The organism is Phenylobacterium sp. (assembly GCF_030680185.1).
Lineage (GTDB): Bacteria > Pseudomonadota > Alphaproteobacteria > Caulobacterales > Caulobacteraceae > Phenylobacterium.
In genome coordinates this window covers 38,217-56,776 of sequence record NZ_JAUXVZ010000009.1, presented here as the reverse complement: position 1 = coordinate 56,776, position 18,560 = coordinate 38,217, and the positions used below count along the sequence as shown (strand labels likewise).

Sequence of the window (18,560 nt, the reverse complement as noted above, 5' to 3'; positions counted from 1 at the left end):
AAATAGTGCGCGTCGGTCTCAATCATTGTGATCTCAGTCTCACACAATGTGCGCCCCGGAGCGGCGAACGTCTCAGCTAATGTGCGTCGAAAGGCGTCATGAATCTCGCGTCGAGCCGTTCACTATTGCGCGTCCCTACAGGTAGCGGTGATTCCATCGACCTCGGCGTTGTGGAGAAGTTCAACGACGACGAAGCCTTGAGCGATCTGGTTGATGCGATAGAGCGCGAAATCCAAGCGAACTCGCCTCACACCGCGCTCGATCGCCTTCATACCTACACGATGAAAAAGTTCGCCGACCTTCTTCGAGCCGATGGGATCGAGGTCAGCCCGAGAGACAGTCTTCACGGCCGCGTAGGCCGTTACATCAACTCGCTTCGCCGTGCGGGGCAGATCGGCGAGATCTCGGATCAAATCGCCAAGTCGGCCACGCAGATATTTGAGCGTTTCAACGACGTCCGTAACAACAGCAGCCTGGCGCACGACAATCGTCTTCTGAGCCGAGCCGAGGGCCGATATGTTTTTGAGACGGTGCTTAGTCTGCTGCGCTTCATCAAGGCGCTGGATGAGGCGAAGTTTGGCCGCTGAGGTCTATGGATCAGAGCCGGGGTCAATGCGCTTGGCAGGCGCTGACGCTCTGCACCTAAGTGCACGGTAGAGGTGCGAGCGTTCGGACCTCTAAACGGATCGGCCGAGCAACACGTGCGCCCTCTCCCGGACGTCGTTGTTTTCGATCATCCATCGCATCTCGGCGATCATCTCTTCCCGCGTCCCGTCCAGTGCCTCGTACCTCCGCAGGAAGCTCTCAACCGCGCCCGGGTCGGCGACCTCGCCCTCGCTGATCATCATCTCGCGCTCGGCGTGGAAGACGGTGTTGGTGGTATATGTAGACACCCAGGTCGCATGCACGCCCAGATCTCGAATGCCGAAACGCACGATGTCTTGCCGGCAAGCAAAAAGGTCATGGTCACTCGCACCGAGTTTGAGGAGATGACCTTCCAGTTCTTTCGTCGCCCTGAAGGCCCAGTCTGTTGGCGGCGACTTGCGCCCTGACCTTGCTGCCGTGGAAGCTGCCACTCTAGCTGTGGTTACGGCCAGTGAGCGAACATCCTGCAGCAATTGCTCGGACTCGCTGATGCTGCGCTCAAGCTTTGCTTTGAGGGGGCCGAAGGAGAACTCGATCACCGACTCCAGCTTTGGGTAGAGAACCGCAAGAATGACCGCGCAGACCCCGACAGTGGCCGCCGGGACGCTAATAAGCGCGAGTCCGGTCGCGGCTCCCACGAACAGCAGGCTTAGAAGAAAACGGTAGCGATTCGGGAGCATTCCTCAGCTTAGCAGGCGACTCTCGGTCGGCCACGCGCATAGCGGCCGAGTCAGCGGAGCTACGAGAGTTAGAAAGGACTGACCTTGACCTGACCCCCTGGCCAAGCTTGGAGCTAGCGCCGAGCTTCATGTACTCGCAACCATTCGGGGCAGCGGCCGTCGCCGTCGAGTTGTGCAACCATCTCAAGCGAATGGGCCAGCGCGCATTAGAGGGGGCGAGCCACGGATCGTGGCGAACTCCTCAGGGGTCCCTACACACTCAGATACCTGATAACCGGGTCGGCGTAGGCGAAGGGAGCGCGGTTGTATCGACGCTCACCGAACGCCCAAGACTTCCAGACGCCCGCGTCTGCGCAATGGGCGACGAACATCCAGGGCCAGCCGTACATCGCACGCGCCGCCAGCCCCATCAGCCGGTGACGCTCCTCACTGCCCATGAATTCCAGTTGCCTTACGGCAGGTGGCGCGGGGTCACCGCCCCATTGGGCAGCAATCCCATCGCGCAGCCGTTGAGAGCGCTCGCCAACGCCAATCGTCGTTACGACCTGCCTCATCAGGCCGAACAGCGATAGGGGATGCAGACACTCCAGTTCGTTGCGCGGCGGGGTGGCTGGGTCAAGCAGGGCGAAGAGCCTGTGCTCCAGCTGAAGCGCCCTGGAGTCGGCCGGGGAAACGGGGTGCTCGCGACGATCCGCGTAGCACGTATCGCATAGCGGGTCCGCACCGCGATGAGGCGAGGCAGGCCTTGCGCATTCATGGCAACGGTCGGCGAGGACCACGCCATGGGAGGGGCATGTGCTCGCGAGGGCGAGGCGCCATCGCATGCGGTAGTAGGGCTGCTGGTCTTCGCGTAGGCAAGATGGGCACCACTGCAGGCCAGGCCGCCTTCGGGTGCGGTGATAAACGCCGATGGGCAGCAGCCAATCGGTCGATCCGATCACTCGCACCCCTTCGTAGAGAAGGCCATTCAAGCGGTGGAGCGTGGTGTCACGGACCCGATCAATTGCCACGCCGGTGTGCGCCGCCATATCCTCGAGCACGATCTCTGGGGCAAGGGCGTCGAGATCGCGGTTCCAAAGCTGCACGCCAGGCCAGACCGCATGGCAGAAGGAGTGCACCTTCAGGGCGTTTCCAAGAGCCACCCTGCGAAGCCACGAAGATAGCAACTCATCGTCGTAGATCGCAGGCCGCCATGGCCAAAGCCGCCGACTCTCCACTTAGAAGGCCATCTGCGGCCGATCGCGCCTAAGCACGTCCTCAGACGTCTTGCGCCGCTTCGATGGCCTGATCCAGGGCAAGGATTTCAAGAAGGCCAGGTCGAGGAGCGGCCGCTCGGATCCAATCGCCTTCACCGCGGCGCGGCGGATCATCCTGTCGATCTCTCCCGTAAGCCCTTCGGTTTCAGCGAAGATCCACCGGGCTGTCTTCTCATCGGAGAGATATGAGGGCTCTTCCAAGGGAATTGTGGCCTCGATCGCGTTCAATAGGCCCCAGCCATCGTCGTCGTCCCGCCAACGCCCGAGCGCCAACGGCTCGAACCTGCGCTCAAGCTGGGGGTCCAGCTGGATCGCCCGCAGGGCGTCGGACGTCCCACACCCGATGATCGTGACGCCAAGGTCGTTGCCGAGCTGCTTGATCAGGATCAGCGTCCGTTCACGCTCGTCGCGGCGGCCTAACTTGATGTGGTGGATCTCATCGATGATGAGAACCTTCAGGCCTACACTCCGAAGCAATCGAAGAACGAGCGGATACAGGGTCTCGTGGCTGCCGGTTCTCGGATACGGAGAGCCCAGCGTCTCCAAGATGGTGGCCAAGAAGCCCCTTGGGGACGGCGAGACAAGACCCACCATGAGGATAGGCACTTCCTTTTTCCCCTCAGGAAGCGGCCATTCGACGCCGTGCATCCGCATGAAGTGCTTCACCAGCTTGGTCTTTCCCATGCCGCTATCGCCAACGATGAGGAAGTGACTGTCGCCGTCCGTCGGATAGTCCTCTAGCGCCTCCGATAGACGATCCTCGATCGCGGACGCAAAGCGGTGCTCGATGAAGTGCTTGCGCTTTGCTAGCAACGCCCGCGTTAGCCTGTCGTCGCCTGCAAGGGCCTCACGCGCTGCGCTTGTCAGCTGGCGCTGGTGAACGTCAGTCATTCTGCCACCTTGAAGACGACAGCTCTGCGCCGGCTGCTGTCGGTCGGTTCGGGCTGCTGGGCAGAAGTGGGCGCAGGTGCTGGCGGTGCGATAGGCGCGGCGTAGGGCGTCACTTCGTCCACCAACTTCCTGCGGTCCTCGCGCTTCTGCGCATTCAAACGACGGCGATGGCGACTGGTCTTGCTCCGGGCATCTTCCTCCATCTGCCTCACGCGCTCGATGGACGCCTCGATTGCTGGCGCGTCGGATTCATCGCCCGCGGCTCGACGCCGCCTTCGCTCTACCCTGTACTCCGCAGCCGAGATGCTCGGCAGCGTGATATCTCTGCTGCGAAGTTCGTAGTATTCGCCGTCTTCTGGGTTTTTGAACCAGATGCGCGCAATATCGTACGGGTTGCGTTTGAACGCGTACCTCTGCTTGCTGCCCCGATCCAGTAACGGCTGCAGCACATCATCCCAATACTCGGCATCATCCCAGCGCACGCCATATCGCTGGATCGTCCGCCATTGCACTTCGGCAAAATCGAGGAACACCTTGGTCTTGTTCGCCACTGGCGCCAGGCCCCGGCCAGGGCGCCGTTCAGTACCGTAGATCCCTCTTTCCCAGGCTTTGATCGGGGCTTGGTTTCCAATTCCTTTGTGTGGCTTGCGATGATACTGCTCACAGATCTTCTCGAGCAGCCAACGTTCAAGGTCCAGGCGGCTCATCTCGGCAGTTTCGTTCGGATTGCGCGTGCGTTCCTTGCCGAAGCCACGCCGCTCCGCCGTCTGCCCCCGCAGTAGGCGCATGTTGCGCATCGCGGTGCCGATGAAACGTTCGATGATGCCCCCAAAGTGAGGAAGGCCTTTTGGCCTTCTCTCCGGCGGCGCGATGTTGTTTTCCTTGCAGCCGAGGACGACAGCGGCCGAGCTTAGCTCACCGGCATTGTCGACGAAGATGCGGTCCATCTTCCCCCAGACGGGGTAGCTCACGGGGGAGTCTATGGAGGCGAGCCAGTCCTCCTTTGGCGTCAGCGCTCGTGCAAGCAGGAGCGCGACCGTGGTCGCATTCGGATATTCCCACGAGAGGACGAACGCGAGGATGACCCGCGTGTGCTCGTCGATCGCAAACGTCACCCACGGGCGGCCGATGTATTCCCGATCGTGATCGCCGGTGCAGACCACGTCGACGAGCGTGTGGTCGATCTGGACTCGCTCGAGCGGAAATGAGGTCGGAGGTGTCTTTCCTTTGAGGGCCTCGCGGCGCTCGCGCGCGTACTTCTTTCCGTACCGCCGCGCCTCACGCTGCCGCAGGGGGACCCCCTTATAGCGACTGCGGATCGTCTCGGTGCAGACCTTGATGCCTTCCTTCTTGAGGCGACGCTTTACCTCGCTGTAGTGCTGACCGGGCGTGGCGGCCGGCAGGTACCGGTCGTATTCGAGGCGCACCTCCGCGACCACCTCATCCACGCGAGGATCCTTGCGTGTCTTGCCGCGCCCCCCGGAGCTTTGACCCGGCAGCAGGCTTGTGAGTTTGTCAGTTTCTCGGAACGCTCGTCGGTACCGGTTGAATTGGCGCAGGCCCGCGCCGAACTTCGCAGCCGCAGCTCCAACGGTCTCCGCGTCGAACTTTGAGCCAGCCTCAAGCTCCACGATAACGTCACGACGACGCTCGGCTTCTGCGAGCTGTTCCGGCGATAGGAACGAGATGTCGTGAGGCGCGCCTATGGGCGGCTGGGCATTCTTACGTTCGTAGTCCCCACGGTATTCCAACGGTCACCAGAGTCCCGAGCTCGACTCGATGGGTTCGGTCGAACCAAAGCTCGCCGTGAGCCACCATCCTGTAGATGACTGGAAGTACCGAACTGGGGTTAAGACCCTCTTGCTGTGCGCAGGCGAGTAGCTCGGAGACAATCCAGTGGGGACGTACTCGCAGTAGCGAACGGCAGCGCTCCAGCAATTCAATACTGACTGGCATGTCGATATGACCGGACAGAAGACGCGCGTTCTGCATCCAGGGCCCGGTGAGCTGCCGGTCGGTTACGATGCGGAAGTGGACCCCCTCCTGCTCCAGGCACCAGAGCCTTGCGGCGGCGTAGGCTGCTCTTCGCTCCCATCTTGATCTCACGAGGTCCGACCACGCCTTCACCTCGATCACGGCCTTTTGCCAGCGAAGATCGGCACCTGGCGCGGAAGTGATGACGAAATCAGGGGTATAGCGCCGGCGTTTGCCAGTTCGCCGGTCAGTGAACCTGATCACCAACTGCTGCGCGTGAACGGTGCCGATCCGATGCTCGGTGCGGCACGCGATGAGAAAGTCACGCTCAAGCGCAGACTCGAATCCCACATAATCGCCGGCGGGCGGCGCCCTTAGGTGACCACGCACGGCGCTGATTTGCCGGGGCGCTGGCGCGACACTGAGCCACTCTGCATCCACGCGTGAAACTAGGGTCTTCAAGTGCTTGGCTTTGCGAAATGAAGACACTGGCTGTTGGGCACGGGGCATCGCCTGTTTCCTTTCTAACTTGCCAGATCCGCCCCTAGGGACATCGTCTTTTGCAAGTTCACAGGCGGCCTGAAGGCCAAGCCCGGCGAGGTCTCCCTGGCGCACAATGGCGTGCTGTTCCTCGACGAGTTGCCGGAATTCTCGGCCCAGGCCCTGGACAGTCTGCGCCAGCCGCTTGAGACCGGCGAGGTGGTGGTGGCCCGGGCCAACGCCCATGTCCGTTATCCGGCGAGGTTCCAGCTGGTGGCGGCGATGAATCCCTGCCGCTGCGGGGTCGGCGGGCCGGGCCGCGGCGCCTGTGGCCGGGCGCCTCGCTGCCAGAGCGACTACCAGCGCAAGATCTCCGGCCCGATGATGGACCGCATGGACCTGGTGGTGGAGGTTCCGCCGGTGACGGCCGCCGACATGGCCCTGCCGCCGCCAGCCCAAGGCACGCCCGAGGCCGCCGCCCGCGTCGCCCTGGCCCGGCAGGTCCAGCTGGCGCGCGCCGCAGAGGCCGGCGAGACCGCCGCGCCCCTGAACGCCCAGGCTTCCGGCGACCGCCTGGACGCCATCGCCAATCTGGACGCCCCGGCCCGGGCGCTTTTGTCCAAGGCCGCCGAAGCCGCCGGCCTTACCGCCCGCGGCTGGACCCGGACCCTGCGCTTGGCCCGCACCATCGCCGACCTGGAAGGCGCCGCCGACGTCCGCCGGGTCCACCTGGCTGAGGCGCTGATCTATCGGCGGGTGGGACTGGAGACGGCGCCGGCCCTGAGCGGCTGACGTCGGTGAACGAGGGTCCCCACCCCTAGGGCGGCCAGGACCAGATAGCTCCAGATCACCAGGCCCCAGCGATAGGGCAGGGCCGGCACGCCGCTGTCGGCGACCATGGCGAGGTGGGTGAGGATGCCCAGGAGCTGGAAGGCGGTGGCGAACAGCAGCCAGAGCCGGTTGGTGGTCAGGGCCAGCCACAGGAGAAAGCCGAGAAACAGCGCGTCTACCCCGAGCACCCCCCACTGGAGGCCGGTGGCGTCGGTGTCGTAGGTCAGCGGCGTCAGGAACCAGGCGGCCACATTGGCCACCGCGGCCTGCTTTTCCGGCGCGCCGCCGCGCCATAGGGCTGCGCCGGAGACCAGCGCCATGGCCACGAGCCAGATCTGCTGGGGCAGGACGGCGAAATACAAGCTCTAAGTCCCCCTGGGGCTGGCGGCTGTCGTCGCGCCAGGGTGGCAGAGGCCGGCGCCTCCGGAAAGGCGCCGGCCGAAAAGCGGTTCGCCAAAGGTGTTCAGCTCTGGCGCGATCAGGCCGCGCTGGCGTCCCGCACCGCCCGCAGGCTCGGGGCCCGGGCCGGTTCGTGGGGCTTGGGCGCGCCGTCGCCATACAGCACGGCGCCGAGGCCGATCTGCTTCTGGGCCAGGCTGAGCTCCTTGTGCGCTTCGATCACGGCGCGGCGGGCCTCGGCCAGGGCGGTGATGGAGCGGCTGGTCCACTCCACGGCCTCCTGGCCGATCAGGGCCGAGAGGCCGGCCTGGGCGCGCAGGCCCGGCATGACGCCGGCCAGGGCGGCGGTCTTGGCCAGGGCGGCGTCGATGGCGGTCTCGGCCTCGAACAGGCTGGCGGCGACCTGGTCGGCGTATTGGCGACGTTGCTTGAGCATGAGGGGTCTCCTTCCCGCGCGCAGGGCGCCGCGGGTCTGATGGGTCTTGGGTTGGGTCTATGGGTCGGGGTGGTCCGCCGCCGGCGAAGGGCGGCGCGGCTTCAGATCAGCGTGCTCAGAGCCTGAAGCCCCGCCAGGACGCCCCCGAAGGCGAGGGCCGAACCGATGGCGATGGCGAGGATCAGGCCGATCCGCGCAAGCGGTCCTAGGCCATCTGTTCGTCCGCTTCGCCAGGGTGGAAGTTCTCGTCCAGCAGCACCCAGGTGATGCAGAGGATTTCCCTCATGACCATCTCGGGGGGCTTGAAGGCCGCCAGTTTGCGGGTGGCCGAGATCAGATGCGGGACCATGTCGGCCTGGGTCGGCGTAGCCGCCAGATCGGTCAGCTGGCGCTCCAGTTGGCTCCAGCAGAAACCCGGCATCGACGCCGCCGGCGGCGAGGGTGTCGGCCACCTTGCCTCGAAGGCCTCGATCTCGCGTCTCAGGTGGATGGCCCGGTTCACCGCTGCGCGGTTCGCCGCCGCTCGTCCGTCGTCTGTCCGGCCGTCCTCGCCGTTCCAGTGCTTCATGGGTCTCGCCTCCTGATGAGGCCAGATCCGACCATGGGCGGCGCGCTTCGTCTGTCCTGACCGCGTCCTGTCCTGACGCGGTCAGGACAGGGTCAAGCCCCTGGGTGGCGCGCTCATGGTCAGCCAGCAGGCGGGCGGCGTGGTAGCGGTCGCCGACGCCCAGCTTGGCGCGGGCGCGATCGCAATAGGTGTCGACCGAGGTCTTCGACATGCCGAGCTCTCGGGCGATCTGCTTGGAGCTGAAATGCCGATCGACCAGGCGCAGGCACTCCCGCTCCCGCCCGGTCAAAAGTTCCACCTGTCCCGTCATGCCGCTCATTCCCATCGATCGGAAATACTACACGCCAAGGTTTGGTCTGCGTCCACCGCGGTTTGGTGTCCGTATAGCGACAGGAGGGGATCGCTCAGAGGTTGAGCGTCATTTTGGAGCCGAATATGGGTTTGAGTGAGCTTGAGGTCGTCGATACCGCTGATCGGGCCATCGGCGCCCGGGTGCGTGCGCGCCGCCGGGCCATGTCGCTCAGCCAGTCCGATCTCGCCGATCACCTGGGCGTGTCCTTCCAGCAGGTCCAGAAGTACGAGCGCGGCGTCAATCGCATCTCCGGCTCGAGCCTGGTGGCCGCCGCCCGGGCCTTGCAGACGACGGTGAGCTGGCTGGTGGGCGAGGAGACCGGCGGCGACAGCCCCCCGGACGAGGCGTTCTCGGCCCTGATGACGCCGGGCGCCATGGAGCTTCTGGAAGCCTATCGGGCGATCCCGAGAGCCAGAACCCGCCAGGCCCTGCTGGCCCTGGCCCGTGAGATGGGCCGCGACGACTGAACCTGGCCCGCGCTTTGACGGGCCGTTAAAGGCTCCGCCCGCAGGGTGGCGCCCATGTCAGACCCCGCGACAGACCCCGCCGCCGTCGATCCTGCTGGCGAGCAGATCAGCACCGAGCAGCTGGCCGCCCTCAGCCATGAGTTCCGCACGCCGCTCAGCGGCGTGCTGGGCATGGCGCGGCTGCTGGAGGGCACAAGGCTCAGCGCCGAGCAGCGGGCCTATGTCAGCGCCATGCGCGATTCCGGCGAGCACCTGCTGGGCCTGGTCAACGAACTCCTCGACTTCGCCCGCCTGGGGGCTGGCAAGGTCGAGCTGCGCGAAGCGCCCGTAGAGATCGAGGGCCTGTTGCGCGCGGTGTGCGAACTGCTCAGCCCGCGGGCCCACGAGAAGGGCCTGGAGATCGCCTGGGCCTCGCCCGCCGCTGGGGCGGTGGTGACCGCTGACGAGAGCCGCCTGCGCCAGATCCTGCTGAACTTCGCCGGCAACGCCGTGAAGTTCACCGCCAAGGGCGGGGTGTTGCTGGACGCCGCGCCGGCCGCCGAGGGCCGCTGGCGCTTCACCGTCGCCGATACCGGACCCGGCGTCAGCGACGCGGCGCGGGACCTGATCTTCGAGGCCTTCGCCCAGTCCGAGGCCAGCCATCAGCTCACCGGTTCGGGCCTGGGCCTGGCCATCGCCCGCCGCCTGGCCCTGGCCATGGGCGGCGAGGTGGGCGTCGAGGCCGGCGCCGAGGGCGGCGCGGTCTTCTGGTTCGAAGCCCCCTTCGAGACCCTGGCCCCCCACGTCACGGAGTCGGCCCCCCTGGCGGGCCTCCAGGTCGGCGTCGCCTCGCCCAGTCCGATCATCCGCCAGGCTGCGGCCCGCCAGATCGCAGCCTGCGGGGGAACAGCCGTGACCGCCGCCGATGTCGAGGACCTGCTGCCGATCACCGGTCCCCATGACGTCCTGTTGCTCGACCACGCCCTGGGCCGCGGCGGACGCAAGGTGCGCCGCCCCTTTGACCGGCCGGCCATCATCCTGCTGGCGCCCGAAGAGCGCGACCGGATCGCCCGCTATCGCGCCTCGGGCTTCGGCGGCTATCTGATCAAGCCCCTGCGCCGGGCCTCCCTGGCCGAGCGGGTGCTGGCCGCCCTGCAGGCCGCGCCCGACCAGACCCATGGGCCGGAGGACGACCGGGTGGCGCCGGCCGCCGCGCCCGGCGCCCGGGTGCTGCTGGTGGAGGACAATCCCGTCAATGCGCTGCTCGCCCGCACCCTGCTGAAGCGGGAGGGCTGCAGCGTCGATCACGCCATGACCGGCCAGGAGGCCCTGGCCGCCCTCAAGGTCGGCGCCTATGACCTGGTGCTGATGGACATGCGCCTGCCCGATATTCCCGGCGAGGAGACGACCCGCCGGCTGCGGGCGGCCGGGATCGAAACCCCGGTGGTGGCCTTGACCGCCAACGCCTTCCAGGAAGACCGCGAGGCCTGCATGGCGGCCGGCATGAACGACTTCCTGGTCAAGCCCCTGGCCGCGGACGCCCTGCGCCAGGCGCTTTCCCGGTGGACGCGCAAGCCCGCAGAGGGCGTGGTCTGGACGGAACCCGCCGAGCGCGCCAAGTTCGCCTGACTCGGCGGGGCGTCCCGCTTTCGGGGGAGACGCCATGAGCCTGCCAGACGCCGAGCCGAAGACGGCCGCAAAGCCCAGCCTCTGGTCGGCCCTGACCGTCTATGGCGAGCGGCGCGCCCTGATCATGCTGGCCCTGGGCTTCGCCTCGGGCCTGCCCAACCTGCTGATCTTCGACACCCTCTCGGCCTGGCTGCGGGAATCGGGGCTGTCCCTGCAGGTGATCAGCATCTTCTCCCTGGCCACCCTGGCCTATTCCATGAAGCTGCTCTGGGCGCCGCTGGTCGATCGCACCAAGATCCCGTGGCTGACCGACCGGCTGGGCCATCGCCGGTCCTGGATGCTGGTCTCGCAGGTCGCCATCATGATCGGCCTCTGGCTGGTGGCCGGGGGCGATCCCGTCCGCAATCTCGGCGCGATGGCCATGCTGGCGGTGCTGGTGGCCTTTTCCGGCGCCACCCAGGACATCGTCATCGACGCCTGGCGCATCGAGGCGGCCGGAGAGAACCGCCAGGGCGCCCTGGCCGCGGCCTATCAGTGGGGCTACCGGATCGCCATCATCGTGGCGGGCGCCGTGCCGCTGATCCTGGCCCAGCAATACAGCTGGAACGTCTCCTACCTGGTGATGGCCGCCCTGATGCTGGTGGGCGTGGCCGGCGTGCTCGGCGCCCCGCGGGAGGCTCAGCACATCATCCGGGCGATCAATCTCGACGGCGTGCCCGCCCGCCCGGGCCTGGAGCTGCCAGAGTGGCTGGCGCGGCTCAGCCTGGTCGTGATCGGCGCGATCATCCTGGGCTCGGGCCTGGCCGGCTCGGCCGACCTCCTGGCCGGCGCCCTGACCCGTCTGGGCCAGACCGAGGCGGCCGAGTCATTGGCGACAGCCTGGACCACCCGCCCCTGGAACGCCTTCCTGCAGGTCGGCGCCGTCCTGGCCGGCGGCGGGCTGATCGTGCTGGCCGCCTTTCCGCTGCCGGGTCTGCGGACACGGCCTGGCGTCTATCTGTCGGCGGCGCTGTTTGATCCGTTCATCGACTTCTTCGACCGCTATCGGGGCAGCGCCGCTCTGATCCTGGCGCTGATCTGCCTCTATCGACTGGCCGATTTCGTCCTCAACATCATGACGCCCTTCTATCTCGACCTGGGCTTCACCCTCACCGAGATCGCCGAGGTGCGGAAGGTGTTCGGGGTGGCCATGTCCATGCTGGGGGTCTTCCTGGGCGGCCTGGCGGTGGCGCGCCTGGGCCTGATCCGGGCCATGCTGATCGGCGCTTTCGCCGGCCCCTTGAGCAACCTGATCTTCGCCTGGCTGGCCATCAAGGGCGCGTGGCTGCCGGCCCTGTTCGTCGCCATCGGGGTGGACAATGTGGCCGGCGGCTTCGCCGGCACCTGCCTGATCGCCTACATGTCCAGCCTGACCGGCTATGGGTTCACAGCCACCCAATATGCGGTCTTCTCGTCCTTCTATTCCCTGCCGGGCAAGCTGCTGGCCTCGCAGTCTGGGCGCATCGTCGAGGGCTCGGCGGCGGCCGCGGAGGCAGGCGGCCTGCTCGGACCGCTCAAGGCGTTGTTCGTGGGCCTGCCCCCGGACGCCTATGCTGCGGCGGTGGAGAAGTCTGGGGTGAGCGCCGCGGCCCTGGGGGCCGGCTATGTGCTCTTCTTCGTCTATTCCGCCCTGATCGGGGTGGTGGGGATCATCCTGGCCTTCATGGTCGCCGCCCGTCAGCCACGACCACCTGAAGGCGCCGAGCCCGAAGCGGCTCAGTCGGCGGGTGAGACCACGCCGGCTGAGGCGCGCCGGCCGGCTCGTCCATGGTCTCCGGCGCCGCTTCAGGCTCCGGCATGCCCACGGGGGCCGGCTCAGGCGCAGGCCTGGCGGTCTCGGTGTTGGTTTCCAGGCAGATCACCTGGGCCACCCGCAGGTCGCGGCGCAGGTTGTCGGCCACCCGGCCGTAGTTCTCCGGCGTCACCGGCTCGCCCACGGCGAAGTTCGCCGCCCGGTGGCCCGATGCGGTGAGGGCGGTCAGCACGGTTTCGGGTGAGGTGGTGTAGATGCGGCCCCGTCGCGGCGCCTCGGCGACGGTCACGCCGATGACCCGACCGGCGCTGTCCAGGGCCGGCGCCCCCGACAGGCCCGCCAGGGTGCCGGAAAGGCCGTCGGTGCGTCCGGTCTCGGCCCAGACCAGCACCGACTCCGTCCGCGCGCCCCGGCCGCGCACCACCAGGTTCTCGCGGCCCAGCAGGCGCGAGGTGGCCTCGCCGGCGCGGCCCTGCGGGTAGCCCGGGTGAAAGGCGCGGTCCCCCCGGCGCAGGGTGCGATCGAGACCGAGCGGCAGGGCCGGCGCCCCGCCCTCGGTGACCAGGATCGCCGCCTCTCCGCGGGGATCGATGAAGATCTGCGCATCCACGCCGCGGCCGTCCGCGACCATGATCGCCGCCTGCCGGCAGCCTTCGACCACGTGGCGGGCGGTCATCCAGACCCCGTCGTCGGACACGGCGAAAGCGGTCCCGGCGCCCGGCTCGCTGGTCTGTGGCACATCGACCACGACGGCGGGGTCGAAGGGTGAGGCCGGACCCAGCGGCAGACCTTCCTCTCCCGGCACCGGCGGCGGCGGCGGCGGGGCGGCGGCGTCCTCCTGCCGTCCCACCGCCGAGATCAGCAGGGCGAGGACGACGGCGGCGTAGACCAGCCAGTCCGGAAGGCGGGGAAAGTGCATCAGGTGGTCAGGTGGCCACGGCTGCGGCGAGGATCAGGGCTGTGGCGAGCTTGGCGCCCACCAGCAGGGCCGCAGCCGCCACCTCGCCCTCCTGGATCCGCTGAGGCAGGCCGCGGAGCAGCAGGTCCACCAGCCGGAAGACCAGCAGTTGAACCATCACGGTGGAGATCCCCCAGATGATGATTTCGATCAGCGAGGTCGAGGAGTTCAGCGACAGGGCCAGCGGCGCGGCCAGGCCCACCAGCACGCCGCCCAGGGAGACGGCGGCCGCGGCGTTGCCATCGCGGATCAGGGCCACTTCCTTGTGGGGGGTCAGCAGGACGTAGAGGGCCGCCGCCAGGAACAGGATCAGCACCGCCACCGCGGCGTGCAGCAGGGTGGTGGGAAACCCGATGGCGAAGGCCTGGATTTCCGGAGACTGAAGGTCGGGGGGCATGGGCGCTCACCTCGGCTGCGGCGGGAGAGGGATGGTTAGCACGAGCGCCCGCCCGGCAAGCAAGCCGTTCAGGCGACAGGAGCGTCCTTCGCCTGCTGGGCGAGCGCCTCCTGGTCCAGACGCCTCCGCTCACTGGCGCGCATCTTCTCGCTCTCCGACTTCAACTGACCGCAGGCGGCCAGGATGTCCCGGCCCCGGGGGGTGCGGATGGGCGAGGCGTAGCCGGCCCGGTTCAGCACCGCGGCGAAGGCCTCGATGGTCTTCCAGTCCGAGCAGGCATAGGGCGAGCCCGGCCACGGGTTGAACGGGATCAGGTTGATCTTGGCCGGAATGCCCTTGATCAGGTTCAGCAGCGCCTTGGCCTCGGCCGGGCTGTCGTTCACGCCCTTGAGCATGACGTATTCGAAGGTCACCCGCCGGGCGTTGGACAGGCCCGGATAGGCGCGGATGCCGGCCATCAGCTGGTCCAGCGGATATTTCCGGTTCAGGGGCACCAGCTCGTCGCGCAGCTCATCATTGGTGGCGTGCAGCGAGATGGCCAGCATGGCCTGGGTCTGGTCGCCAAGCGGGATCAGCTCCGGGACCACGCCCGAGGTCGACACCGTGATCCGCCGCCGCGAGATGGCGATGCCCTCATTGTCGGCGATGATGTCGATGGCCGCGGCCACATGGGGCAGATTGTAGAGCGGCTCGCCCATGCCCATGAAGACGATGTTGGAGAGCCGGCGGTCCTCCTTGGGGCTCGGCCATTCTTCCAGGTCGTCGCGGGCGACCTGGACCTGGGCGACGATCTCGGCCGCCGTCAGGTTACGCACCAGGGCCTGGGTGCCGGTGTGGCAGAAGGTACAGTTCAGCGTGCAACCCACCTGGCTTGAGACGCACAGGGCGCCCGAGCGGCCGACATCGGGGATGTAGACCGTCTCGACCTCGATGCCCGGGGCCATGCGGATCAGCCACTTGCGGGTGCCATCGCGGCTGACCTGGCGCTCGACCACCTCGGGCCTGGCCAGGGTGAAGGCCGCCTCCAGGGCCGCGCGTGTCTCTTTGGCCACGTCGGTCATGGCGGCGAAGTCGGTCAGCCCATAGTGATGGATCCAGCGCCACAGCTGGGTGGCGCGCATCTTGGCCTTTTCCGGACGCACCACGCCGGCCTCGATCAGGGCGGCGGCCAGTTGCGGCCGGGTCAGACCCGACAGGTTCGGCCGGGTCGGCGCTGCGGCCGACGCCGCGCGCGAAAGATCGAGGGTGACGCCCAAGGGTCTGAACTCGCTGTCTGGAAGGTCAGCCAATATAGGCGAGGGCGCGCTGGCTTCCAAATGCGTGCGGGGTGACGCAAGGGAATGCCGGCTCAAACAAATGTTCGTCTGCGACCTTCCGCCGCCGTCGGGGCTGGGTTAGCGTCCGCGCCAACTGGAAAAACCGGACGTGGGAGAACGACATGAAGGCTGTGCTGAGCAAGGTGACCGGCGGTCCTGAGACCCTGGTGGTGGAGGACATCCCCGCCCCGGAGGCCAAGCCCGGCCAGGCGGTGATCTCGGTCAAGGCCGTCGGCGTCAACTTCCCCGACGTGCTGATGATCGAGGACAAGTATCAGTCGCGGCCGCCGCGGCCCTTCTCGCCGGGCGGCGAGCTGTCCGGCGTGATCGAGGCCGTGGGCGAGGGCGTCACCAATGTGAAGGTCGGCGACCGCATCCTGGCCAACACCGGCTGGGGCGGCATGGCCGAAAAGGTCGCCCTGCCGGCCAACCGCCTGTGGCACATCCCCGACAGCATGCCCCATGACGAGGCTGCGGCCTTCATCCTGACCTACGGCACCTCCTATCACGCCCTGAAGCACCGCGGCCGGGTGAAGGCCGGCGAGAGCCTGCTGGTCCTGGGCGCAGCCGGCGGCGTCGGCCTGGCGGCGGTGGAGCTGGGCAAGGCCATGGGCATGCGCGTGGTCGCCGCCTGTTCGAGCGAGGAAAAGGTCGAGCTGGCCAAGAAGCACGGCGCCGACGACGGCGTGGTCTATGGCCGCGGCCCCTTCGACCGCGACGCCCAGAAGAAGCTGTCGGAACTGTTCAAGTCCAAGGCGGGCGAGGGCGGCTTCGACGTCATCTATGACGCGGTCGGCGGCGACTATGCCGAACCGGCCCTGCGCACCATAGCCTGGGAAGGCCGCTATCTGGTCATCGGCTTCGCGGCCGGCGAGATCCCCAAGATTCCGCTGAACCTGACCCTGCTGAAGGGTTGCGAGATCGTCGGCGTGTTCTGGGGCACCTGGGCGGCCAAGGATCCCGAAGCCTTCGCCCAGAGCGTCAAGGAACTGCTCGACCTCTATGCCGCCGGCAAGATCAAGCCCTACGTCTCCGAGCGCTTCCCCCTGGACAAGGGCGCCGACGCCATCGCGCACCTGGGCAGCCGCAAGGCCATGGGCAAGGTGGTCGTCACCATCGACTGAGCGCAATCGCGGCGGCAGGGGGCGAAGCATCTTCCCCTGCCGCCCATCCCGCTTTAGTGATCGACGATCACATAGATGAGGCGCCGCCTTCCGTGCGAGCGCCCAAAAGGGGAGATGCGGCATGGCTGGACGTCTTGAGGGCAAGGTTGCGGTGATCACCGGCGGATGCTCCGGCATCGGCCTGGGCGCCGTGGAGCTGTTCATCGCCGAGGGCGCCCTGGTGGTCGCCGCCGATATCCAGGATGAGAAGGGCGCCATGCTGGAGGCGCGCTTCGGTGACAAGGTCCGCTACGCCCACTGCGACGTCACGTCCGAGGCCGACATTATCGCCGCCCTGAAGTTGGCCGAGCAGGCCTTCGGCGGCCTCGACATCCTGTTCAACAACGCCGGCATCTCCGACCGCATGGGGGCGATCACCGAGGTCACCGCCGAGGGCTGGGACTGGATCTTCTCGGTGCTGGTCCGCGGGCCGGCTCTGGGCATGAAACACGCGGCCCCGATGATGGTCGCCCGCGGCGGCGGCTCGATCATCAACACCGCCTCCATCGCCGGCCTGCAGGCGGGCTTTGGCCCCATCGCCTATTCCACGGCCAAGGCCGGCGTCATCCATATGAGCCGGGTGGCCGCCGCCCAGCTGTCGCGCCAGAAGGTGCGGGTCAACGCCATCTGCCCGGGCCTGATCGCGACCTCGATCTTCGGCGCGTCGCTGGGCCTGCCGCGCGAGGTGGCCGACCAGATGGCCGCCCGGGTCGAGCAGGGCGCGGCCAGCGTCCAGCCGGTGCCCAAGGCCGGCCTGCCCGCCGATATCGCCGAGGCCGCGCTCTATCTGGCGTCGGACGCCTCGGCCTTCGTCTCGGGGACCCATCTGGTGGTGGATGGCGGCATCACCGTCGGCGGCCGCCACAGCTGGGATACGGAGTCACCCTCGCCATTCGTGCAGATGTTCGGCGAGGACTCCCCCTTCGCGCCGCCCGCCGCCCCGGCGGCGTCGTGAGGCGGGGCGGTTGAGCCAGGAGAAGGCGCCTCGGCCGGCCCTGGCGCCCAATGTCCATGGCGCCCTGTGGATGGTCGCCTCGGCGCTCGGTTTCACCGTCATGACGACGCTGATCAAGTTCCTCGGCGACGACTATCCGGCGGCCTTGCAGACCTTCTACCGGCAGATCGCCGGATTCGTGATCCTGATCCCCTTCATCCTCAGCCGGCGGAAGGCGGCCTTTGCCACCACCCGGCCGGGCATCCTGCTGTTCCGCTCGGCGGCGGGCACGCTGGGGATGATCCTGTCCTTCTACGCCTTCCAGAAGATGCCGCTGGCCGACGCCAATGCGCTCTCGTTCACCCGCACCCTTTGGCTGGTGCCGCTGGCCTTCTTCGTGGTGCGCGAGCCGGTGGGCCCCTTGCGGATCGGCGCGGCCCTGGTGGGCTTCGCCGGGGTGCTGATCATGATCCGGCCCGGCGCCGGCGGCGAGTTCGCCATCGGCTGGCCGGCGGCGGCCATGCTGGCCTCGTCCTTCCTGTTTGCGCTCACCATCACCGGCATGAAGGTGATGACGCGAGACCACAGTCCCATGGTGCTGCTGGTCTGGTCGGCGACGCTGGGGCTGTTCTTCGCCCTGCCCGGCGCCCTGTTCGTCTGGCGCTGGCCCGAGCCCTTCGACCTGTTCCTGCTGTGCGTCATGGGGGTGGTCGGCACCCTGACCCAGGGCTTTTACATCAAGGGCATGTCCATCGGCGACGCCGGGGCCATGGCGCCGATCGACTATATCCGCCTCGTCTTCACCGCCGCGGCGGGCTTTGTCCTGTTCAACGAGGTGCCGACCATCTGGACCCTCGCCGGCGCAGCCGTGGTCGTGGTCTCGACCCTGTTCATCACCTGGCGCGAACAGCAGATTTCACGGCAGGCCAAGGCGGCCTCGGCCAAGACGCTCGCCAGCGAACCTTAGGGCTCGTCGCTCGCCCGACGCTGGCGCTCGAGAAAGGCCTTGGCCTCGGCCCGATGCTGCGGCTTCAGGTGACGTCCGACCACGGCCAGCAGGGCGGCGAACACCGCGGCGTCGTCGGTGAAGCCGACCACGGCCAGGACATCGGGGATGGCGTCGGCCGGCATCACGAAATAGGCCAGGGCCGCCAGCATCATGCCCTTGGCCGAGCTCGGTGTGGCCGGGTCCTTGGCGCAATACCAGACCGCCACGGCGTCCGAGGCGAAGGGAATCTTCGCCGCCGTGCTGACGATCTTGGGCCAGAAACCCTTGCGCACGCGGGCTTCATTGACCTTGACGACGGCCGGCACGAGGGCCTTGCGGGGGTCCAGCGCCTTGGCCGGATCAAAACCGCGATCCTTGACGTGGGGTGATGCTTTGGTCTTGGCGATCATCGGTTTAAGCCAGCT

Annotated in this window: 18 protein-coding genes and 3 pseudogenes; 8 read left to right on the top strand and 13 right to left on the bottom strand. The window is 67.3% G+C overall.

What is annotated here, in order from left to right:
- Nucleotides 1-98 precede the first annotated feature (98 nt).
- On the top strand, nucleotides 99-587 hold the full coding sequence (locus tag Q8L83_RS01385) for an abortive infection family protein (RefSeq protein WP_305284346.1): 489 nt from the start codon (nucleotides 99-101) through the stop codon (nucleotides 585-587).
- 90 nt (nucleotides 588-677) lie between these two features.
- Here the strand turns inward: Q8L83_RS01385 and Q8L83_RS01380 are convergent, their stop codons facing one another.
- From Q8L83_RS01380 to Q8L83_RS18605, 5 genes are all read right to left on the bottom strand, one after another.
- Nucleotides 678-1,325 carry a hypothetical protein gene (locus tag Q8L83_RS01380; RefSeq protein ID WP_305284345.1) on the bottom strand — a complete coding sequence of 216 codons (648 nt, stop codon included), beginning with the start codon at nucleotides 1,323-1,325 and terminating at the stop codon, nucleotides 678-680.
- A 251-nt stretch (nucleotides 1,326-1,576) separates the two neighbouring features.
- Nucleotides 1,577-2,542: a TniQ family protein gene (locus Q8L83_RS01375; RefSeq protein WP_305284344.1), complete on the bottom strand. Its 966-nt coding sequence runs from the start codon at nucleotides 2,540-2,542 to the stop codon at nucleotides 1,577-1,579.
- Complete coding sequence (locus tag Q8L83_RS01370) at nucleotides 2,543-3,472, bottom strand: TniB family NTP-binding protein (protein WP_305284343.1); 930 nt, start codon at nucleotides 3,470-3,472, stop codon at nucleotides 2,543-2,545.
- Nucleotides 3,469-5,223 (bottom strand): Mu transposase C-terminal domain-containing protein, encoded by a 1,755-nt coding sequence (locus Q8L83_RS01365; protein ID WP_305284342.1) that lies wholly within the window; start codon nucleotides 5,221-5,223, stop codon nucleotides 3,469-3,471. Before Q8L83_RS01365 ends, Q8L83_RS01370 begins: the two co-directional genes overlap by 4 nt.
- Complete coding sequence (locus Q8L83_RS18605; RefSeq protein WP_370868336.1) at nucleotides 5,195-5,956, bottom strand: TnsA endonuclease N-terminal domain-containing protein; 762 nt, start codon at nucleotides 5,954-5,956, stop codon at nucleotides 5,195-5,197. The genes Q8L83_RS01365 and Q8L83_RS18605 overlap by 29 nt, the downstream gene beginning before the upstream one ends.
- Nucleotides 5,957-6,019: 63 nt before the next feature.
- Between Q8L83_RS18605 and Q8L83_RS01360 the strand changes: the two are divergent.
- A pseudogene (locus tag Q8L83_RS01360) lies at nucleotides 6,020-6,718 on the top strand (ATP-binding protein); the annotation flags it as partial.
- On the opposite strand, the gene Q8L83_RS01355 reads toward Q8L83_RS01360, so the two are convergent.
- The 4 genes and pseudogenes from Q8L83_RS01355 to Q8L83_RS18600 all read right to left on the bottom strand — a co-directional run.
- Nucleotides 6,673-7,119 carry a hypothetical protein gene (locus Q8L83_RS01355; protein ID WP_305284341.1) on the bottom strand — a complete coding sequence of 149 codons (447 nt, stop codon included), beginning with the start codon at nucleotides 7,117-7,119 and terminating at the stop codon, nucleotides 6,673-6,675. The pseudogene Q8L83_RS01360 and the gene Q8L83_RS01355 overlap by 46 nt on opposite strands.
- A 116-nt stretch (nucleotides 7,120-7,235) precedes the next feature.
- Nucleotides 7,236-7,592, bottom strand: coding sequence for a hypothetical protein (locus Q8L83_RS01350; RefSeq protein ID WP_305284340.1), 357 nt, complete (start codon nucleotides 7,590-7,592; stop codon nucleotides 7,236-7,238).
- A gap of 205 nt (nucleotides 7,593-7,797) precedes the next feature.
- Complete coding sequence (locus Q8L83_RS01345; RefSeq protein WP_305284339.1) at nucleotides 7,798-8,160, bottom strand: hypothetical protein; 363 nt, start codon at nucleotides 8,158-8,160, stop codon at nucleotides 7,798-7,800.
- A 139-nt stretch (nucleotides 8,161-8,299) separates the two neighbouring features.
- Nucleotides 8,300-8,470 (bottom strand): annotated as a pseudogene (locus tag Q8L83_RS18600) (response regulator transcription factor); the annotation flags it as partial.
- A 125-nt stretch (nucleotides 8,471-8,595) separates the two neighbouring features.
- On the opposite strand from Q8L83_RS18600, the gene Q8L83_RS01340 reads away from it, so the two are divergent.
- The 3 genes from Q8L83_RS01340 to Q8L83_RS01330 are packed head-to-tail and all read left to right on the top strand — an operon-like array spanning nucleotide 8,596 to nucleotide 12,598.
- The gene (locus tag Q8L83_RS01340; RefSeq protein WP_305284338.1) at nucleotides 8,596-8,979 is read left to right on the top strand and encodes a helix-turn-helix domain-containing protein; all 384 of its coding nucleotides are present in this window, start codon (nucleotides 8,596-8,598) and stop codon (nucleotides 8,977-8,979) included.
- 54 nt (nucleotides 8,980-9,033) lie between these two features.
- A complete protein-coding gene (locus tag Q8L83_RS01335) occupies nucleotides 9,034-10,587 on the top strand; it encodes a response regulator (protein WP_305284337.1) in 1,554 nt (517 codons plus the stop codon).
- Nucleotides 10,588-10,621: 34 nt separating this feature from the next.
- Nucleotides 10,622-12,598 (top strand): MFS transporter, encoded by a 1,977-nt coding sequence (locus tag Q8L83_RS01330; RefSeq protein WP_370868335.1) that lies wholly within the window; start codon nucleotides 10,622-10,624, stop codon nucleotides 12,596-12,598.
- Nucleotides 12,599-12,677: 79 nt separating this feature from the next.
- Here the strand turns inward: Q8L83_RS01330 and Q8L83_RS01325 are convergent.
- The 3 genes and pseudogenes from Q8L83_RS01325 to rlmN form a co-directional block, all read right to left on the bottom strand.
- A pseudogene (locus Q8L83_RS01325) lies at nucleotides 12,678-13,298 on the bottom strand (serine protease); the annotation flags it as partial.
- A 7-nt stretch (nucleotides 13,299-13,305) separates the two neighbouring features.
- The gene (locus Q8L83_RS01320; RefSeq protein ID WP_305284336.1) at nucleotides 13,306-13,734 is read right to left on the bottom strand and encodes a DUF350 domain-containing protein; all 429 of its coding nucleotides are present in this window, start codon (nucleotides 13,732-13,734) and stop codon (nucleotides 13,306-13,308) included.
- A 68-nt stretch (nucleotides 13,735-13,802) separates the two neighbouring features.
- Nucleotides 13,803-14,990, bottom strand: a complete 1,188-nt coding sequence (gene rlmN / locus Q8L83_RS01315; protein ID WP_305284335.1) for a 23S rRNA (adenine(2503)-C(2))-methyltransferase RlmN — start codon at nucleotides 14,988-14,990, stop codon at nucleotides 13,803-13,805.
- 182 nt (nucleotides 14,991-15,172) lie between these two features.
- On the opposite strand from rlmN, the gene Q8L83_RS01310 reads away from it, so the two are divergent.
- The 3 genes from Q8L83_RS01310 to Q8L83_RS01300 all read left to right on the top strand — a co-directional run bounded on the left by Q8L83_RS01310 (nucleotide 15,173) and on the right by Q8L83_RS01300 (nucleotide 18,114).
- Nucleotides 15,173-16,174 (top strand): NADPH:quinone oxidoreductase family protein, encoded by a 1,002-nt coding sequence (locus Q8L83_RS01310; RefSeq protein WP_305284334.1) that lies wholly within the window; start codon nucleotides 15,173-15,175, stop codon nucleotides 16,172-16,174.
- Between the two features lie 121 nt (nucleotides 16,175-16,295).
- Nucleotides 16,296-17,168: an SDR family NAD(P)-dependent oxidoreductase gene (locus tag Q8L83_RS01305; protein WP_305284333.1), complete on the top strand. Its 873-nt coding sequence runs from the start codon at nucleotides 16,296-16,298 to the stop codon at nucleotides 17,166-17,168.
- A gap of 70 nt (nucleotides 17,169-17,238) precedes the next feature.
- A complete protein-coding gene (locus Q8L83_RS01300) occupies nucleotides 17,239-18,114 on the top strand; it encodes a DMT family transporter (RefSeq protein WP_305284350.1) in 876 nt (291 codons plus the stop codon).
- Here Q8L83_RS01300 and Q8L83_RS01295 read toward each other — a convergent pair.
- Nucleotides 18,111-18,545, bottom strand: a complete 435-nt coding sequence (locus Q8L83_RS01295; protein ID WP_305284332.1) for a YkvA family protein — start codon at nucleotides 18,543-18,545, stop codon at nucleotides 18,111-18,113. The two genes, Q8L83_RS01300 and Q8L83_RS01295, sit on opposite strands and share 4 nt — an antisense overlap.
- Between the last annotated feature and the right edge of the window lie 15 nt (nucleotides 18,546-18,560).

Bases quoted from the DNA above. Each gene is read 5' to 3' on its own strand.
- Q8L83_RS01350 (WP_305284340.1), bottom strand. From the start codon at position 7,592: ATGCTCAAGCAACGTCGCCAATACGCCGACCAGGTCGCCGCCAGCCTG.
- Q8L83_RS01380 (WP_305284345.1), bottom strand. From the start codon at position 1,325: ATGCTCCCGAATCGCTACCGTTTTCTTCTAAGCCTGCTGTTCGTGGGA.
- Q8L83_RS01310 (WP_305284334.1), top strand. From the start codon at position 15,173: ATGAAGGCTGTGCTGAGCAAGGTGACCGGCGGTCCTGAGACCCTGGTG.
- Q8L83_RS01340 (WP_305284338.1), top strand. From the start codon at position 8,596: ATGGGTTTGAGTGAGCTTGAGGTCGTCGATACCGCTGATCGGGCCATC.
- Q8L83_RS01335 (WP_305284337.1), top strand. From the start codon at position 9,034: ATGTCAGACCCCGCGACAGACCCCGCCGCCGTCGATCCTGCTGGCGAG.
- Q8L83_RS01345 (WP_305284339.1), bottom strand. From the start codon at position 8,160: ATGAAGCACTGGAACGGCGAGGACGGCCGGACAGACGACGGACGAGCG.
- Q8L83_RS01320 (WP_305284336.1), bottom strand. From the start codon at position 13,734: ATGCCCCCCGACCTTCAGTCTCCGGAAATCCAGGCCTTCGCCATCGGG.
- Q8L83_RS01330 (WP_370868335.1), top strand. From the start codon at position 10,622: ATGAGCCTGCCAGACGCCGAGCCGAAGACGGCCGCAAAGCCCAGCCTC.
- Q8L83_RS01385 (WP_305284346.1), top strand. From the start codon at position 99: ATGAATCTCGCGTCGAGCCGTTCACTATTGCGCGTCCCTACAGGTAGC.
- Q8L83_RS01295 (WP_305284332.1), bottom strand. From the start codon at position 18,545: ATGATCGCCAAGACCAAAGCATCACCCCACGTCAAGGATCGCGGTTTT.
- Q8L83_RS18605 (WP_370868336.1), bottom strand. From the start codon at position 5,956: ATGCCCCGTGCCCAACAGCCAGTGTCTTCATTTCGCAAAGCCAAGCAC.
- Q8L83_RS01370 (WP_305284343.1), bottom strand. From the start codon at position 3,472: ATGACTGACGTTCACCAGCGCCAGCTGACAAGCGCAGCGCGTGAGGCC.
- Q8L83_RS01300 (WP_305284350.1), top strand. From the start codon at position 17,239: ATGGTCGCCTCGGCGCTCGGTTTCACCGTCATGACGACGCTGATCAAG.
- Q8L83_RS01305 (WP_305284333.1), top strand. From the start codon at position 16,296: ATGGCTGGACGTCTTGAGGGCAAGGTTGCGGTGATCACCGGCGGATGC.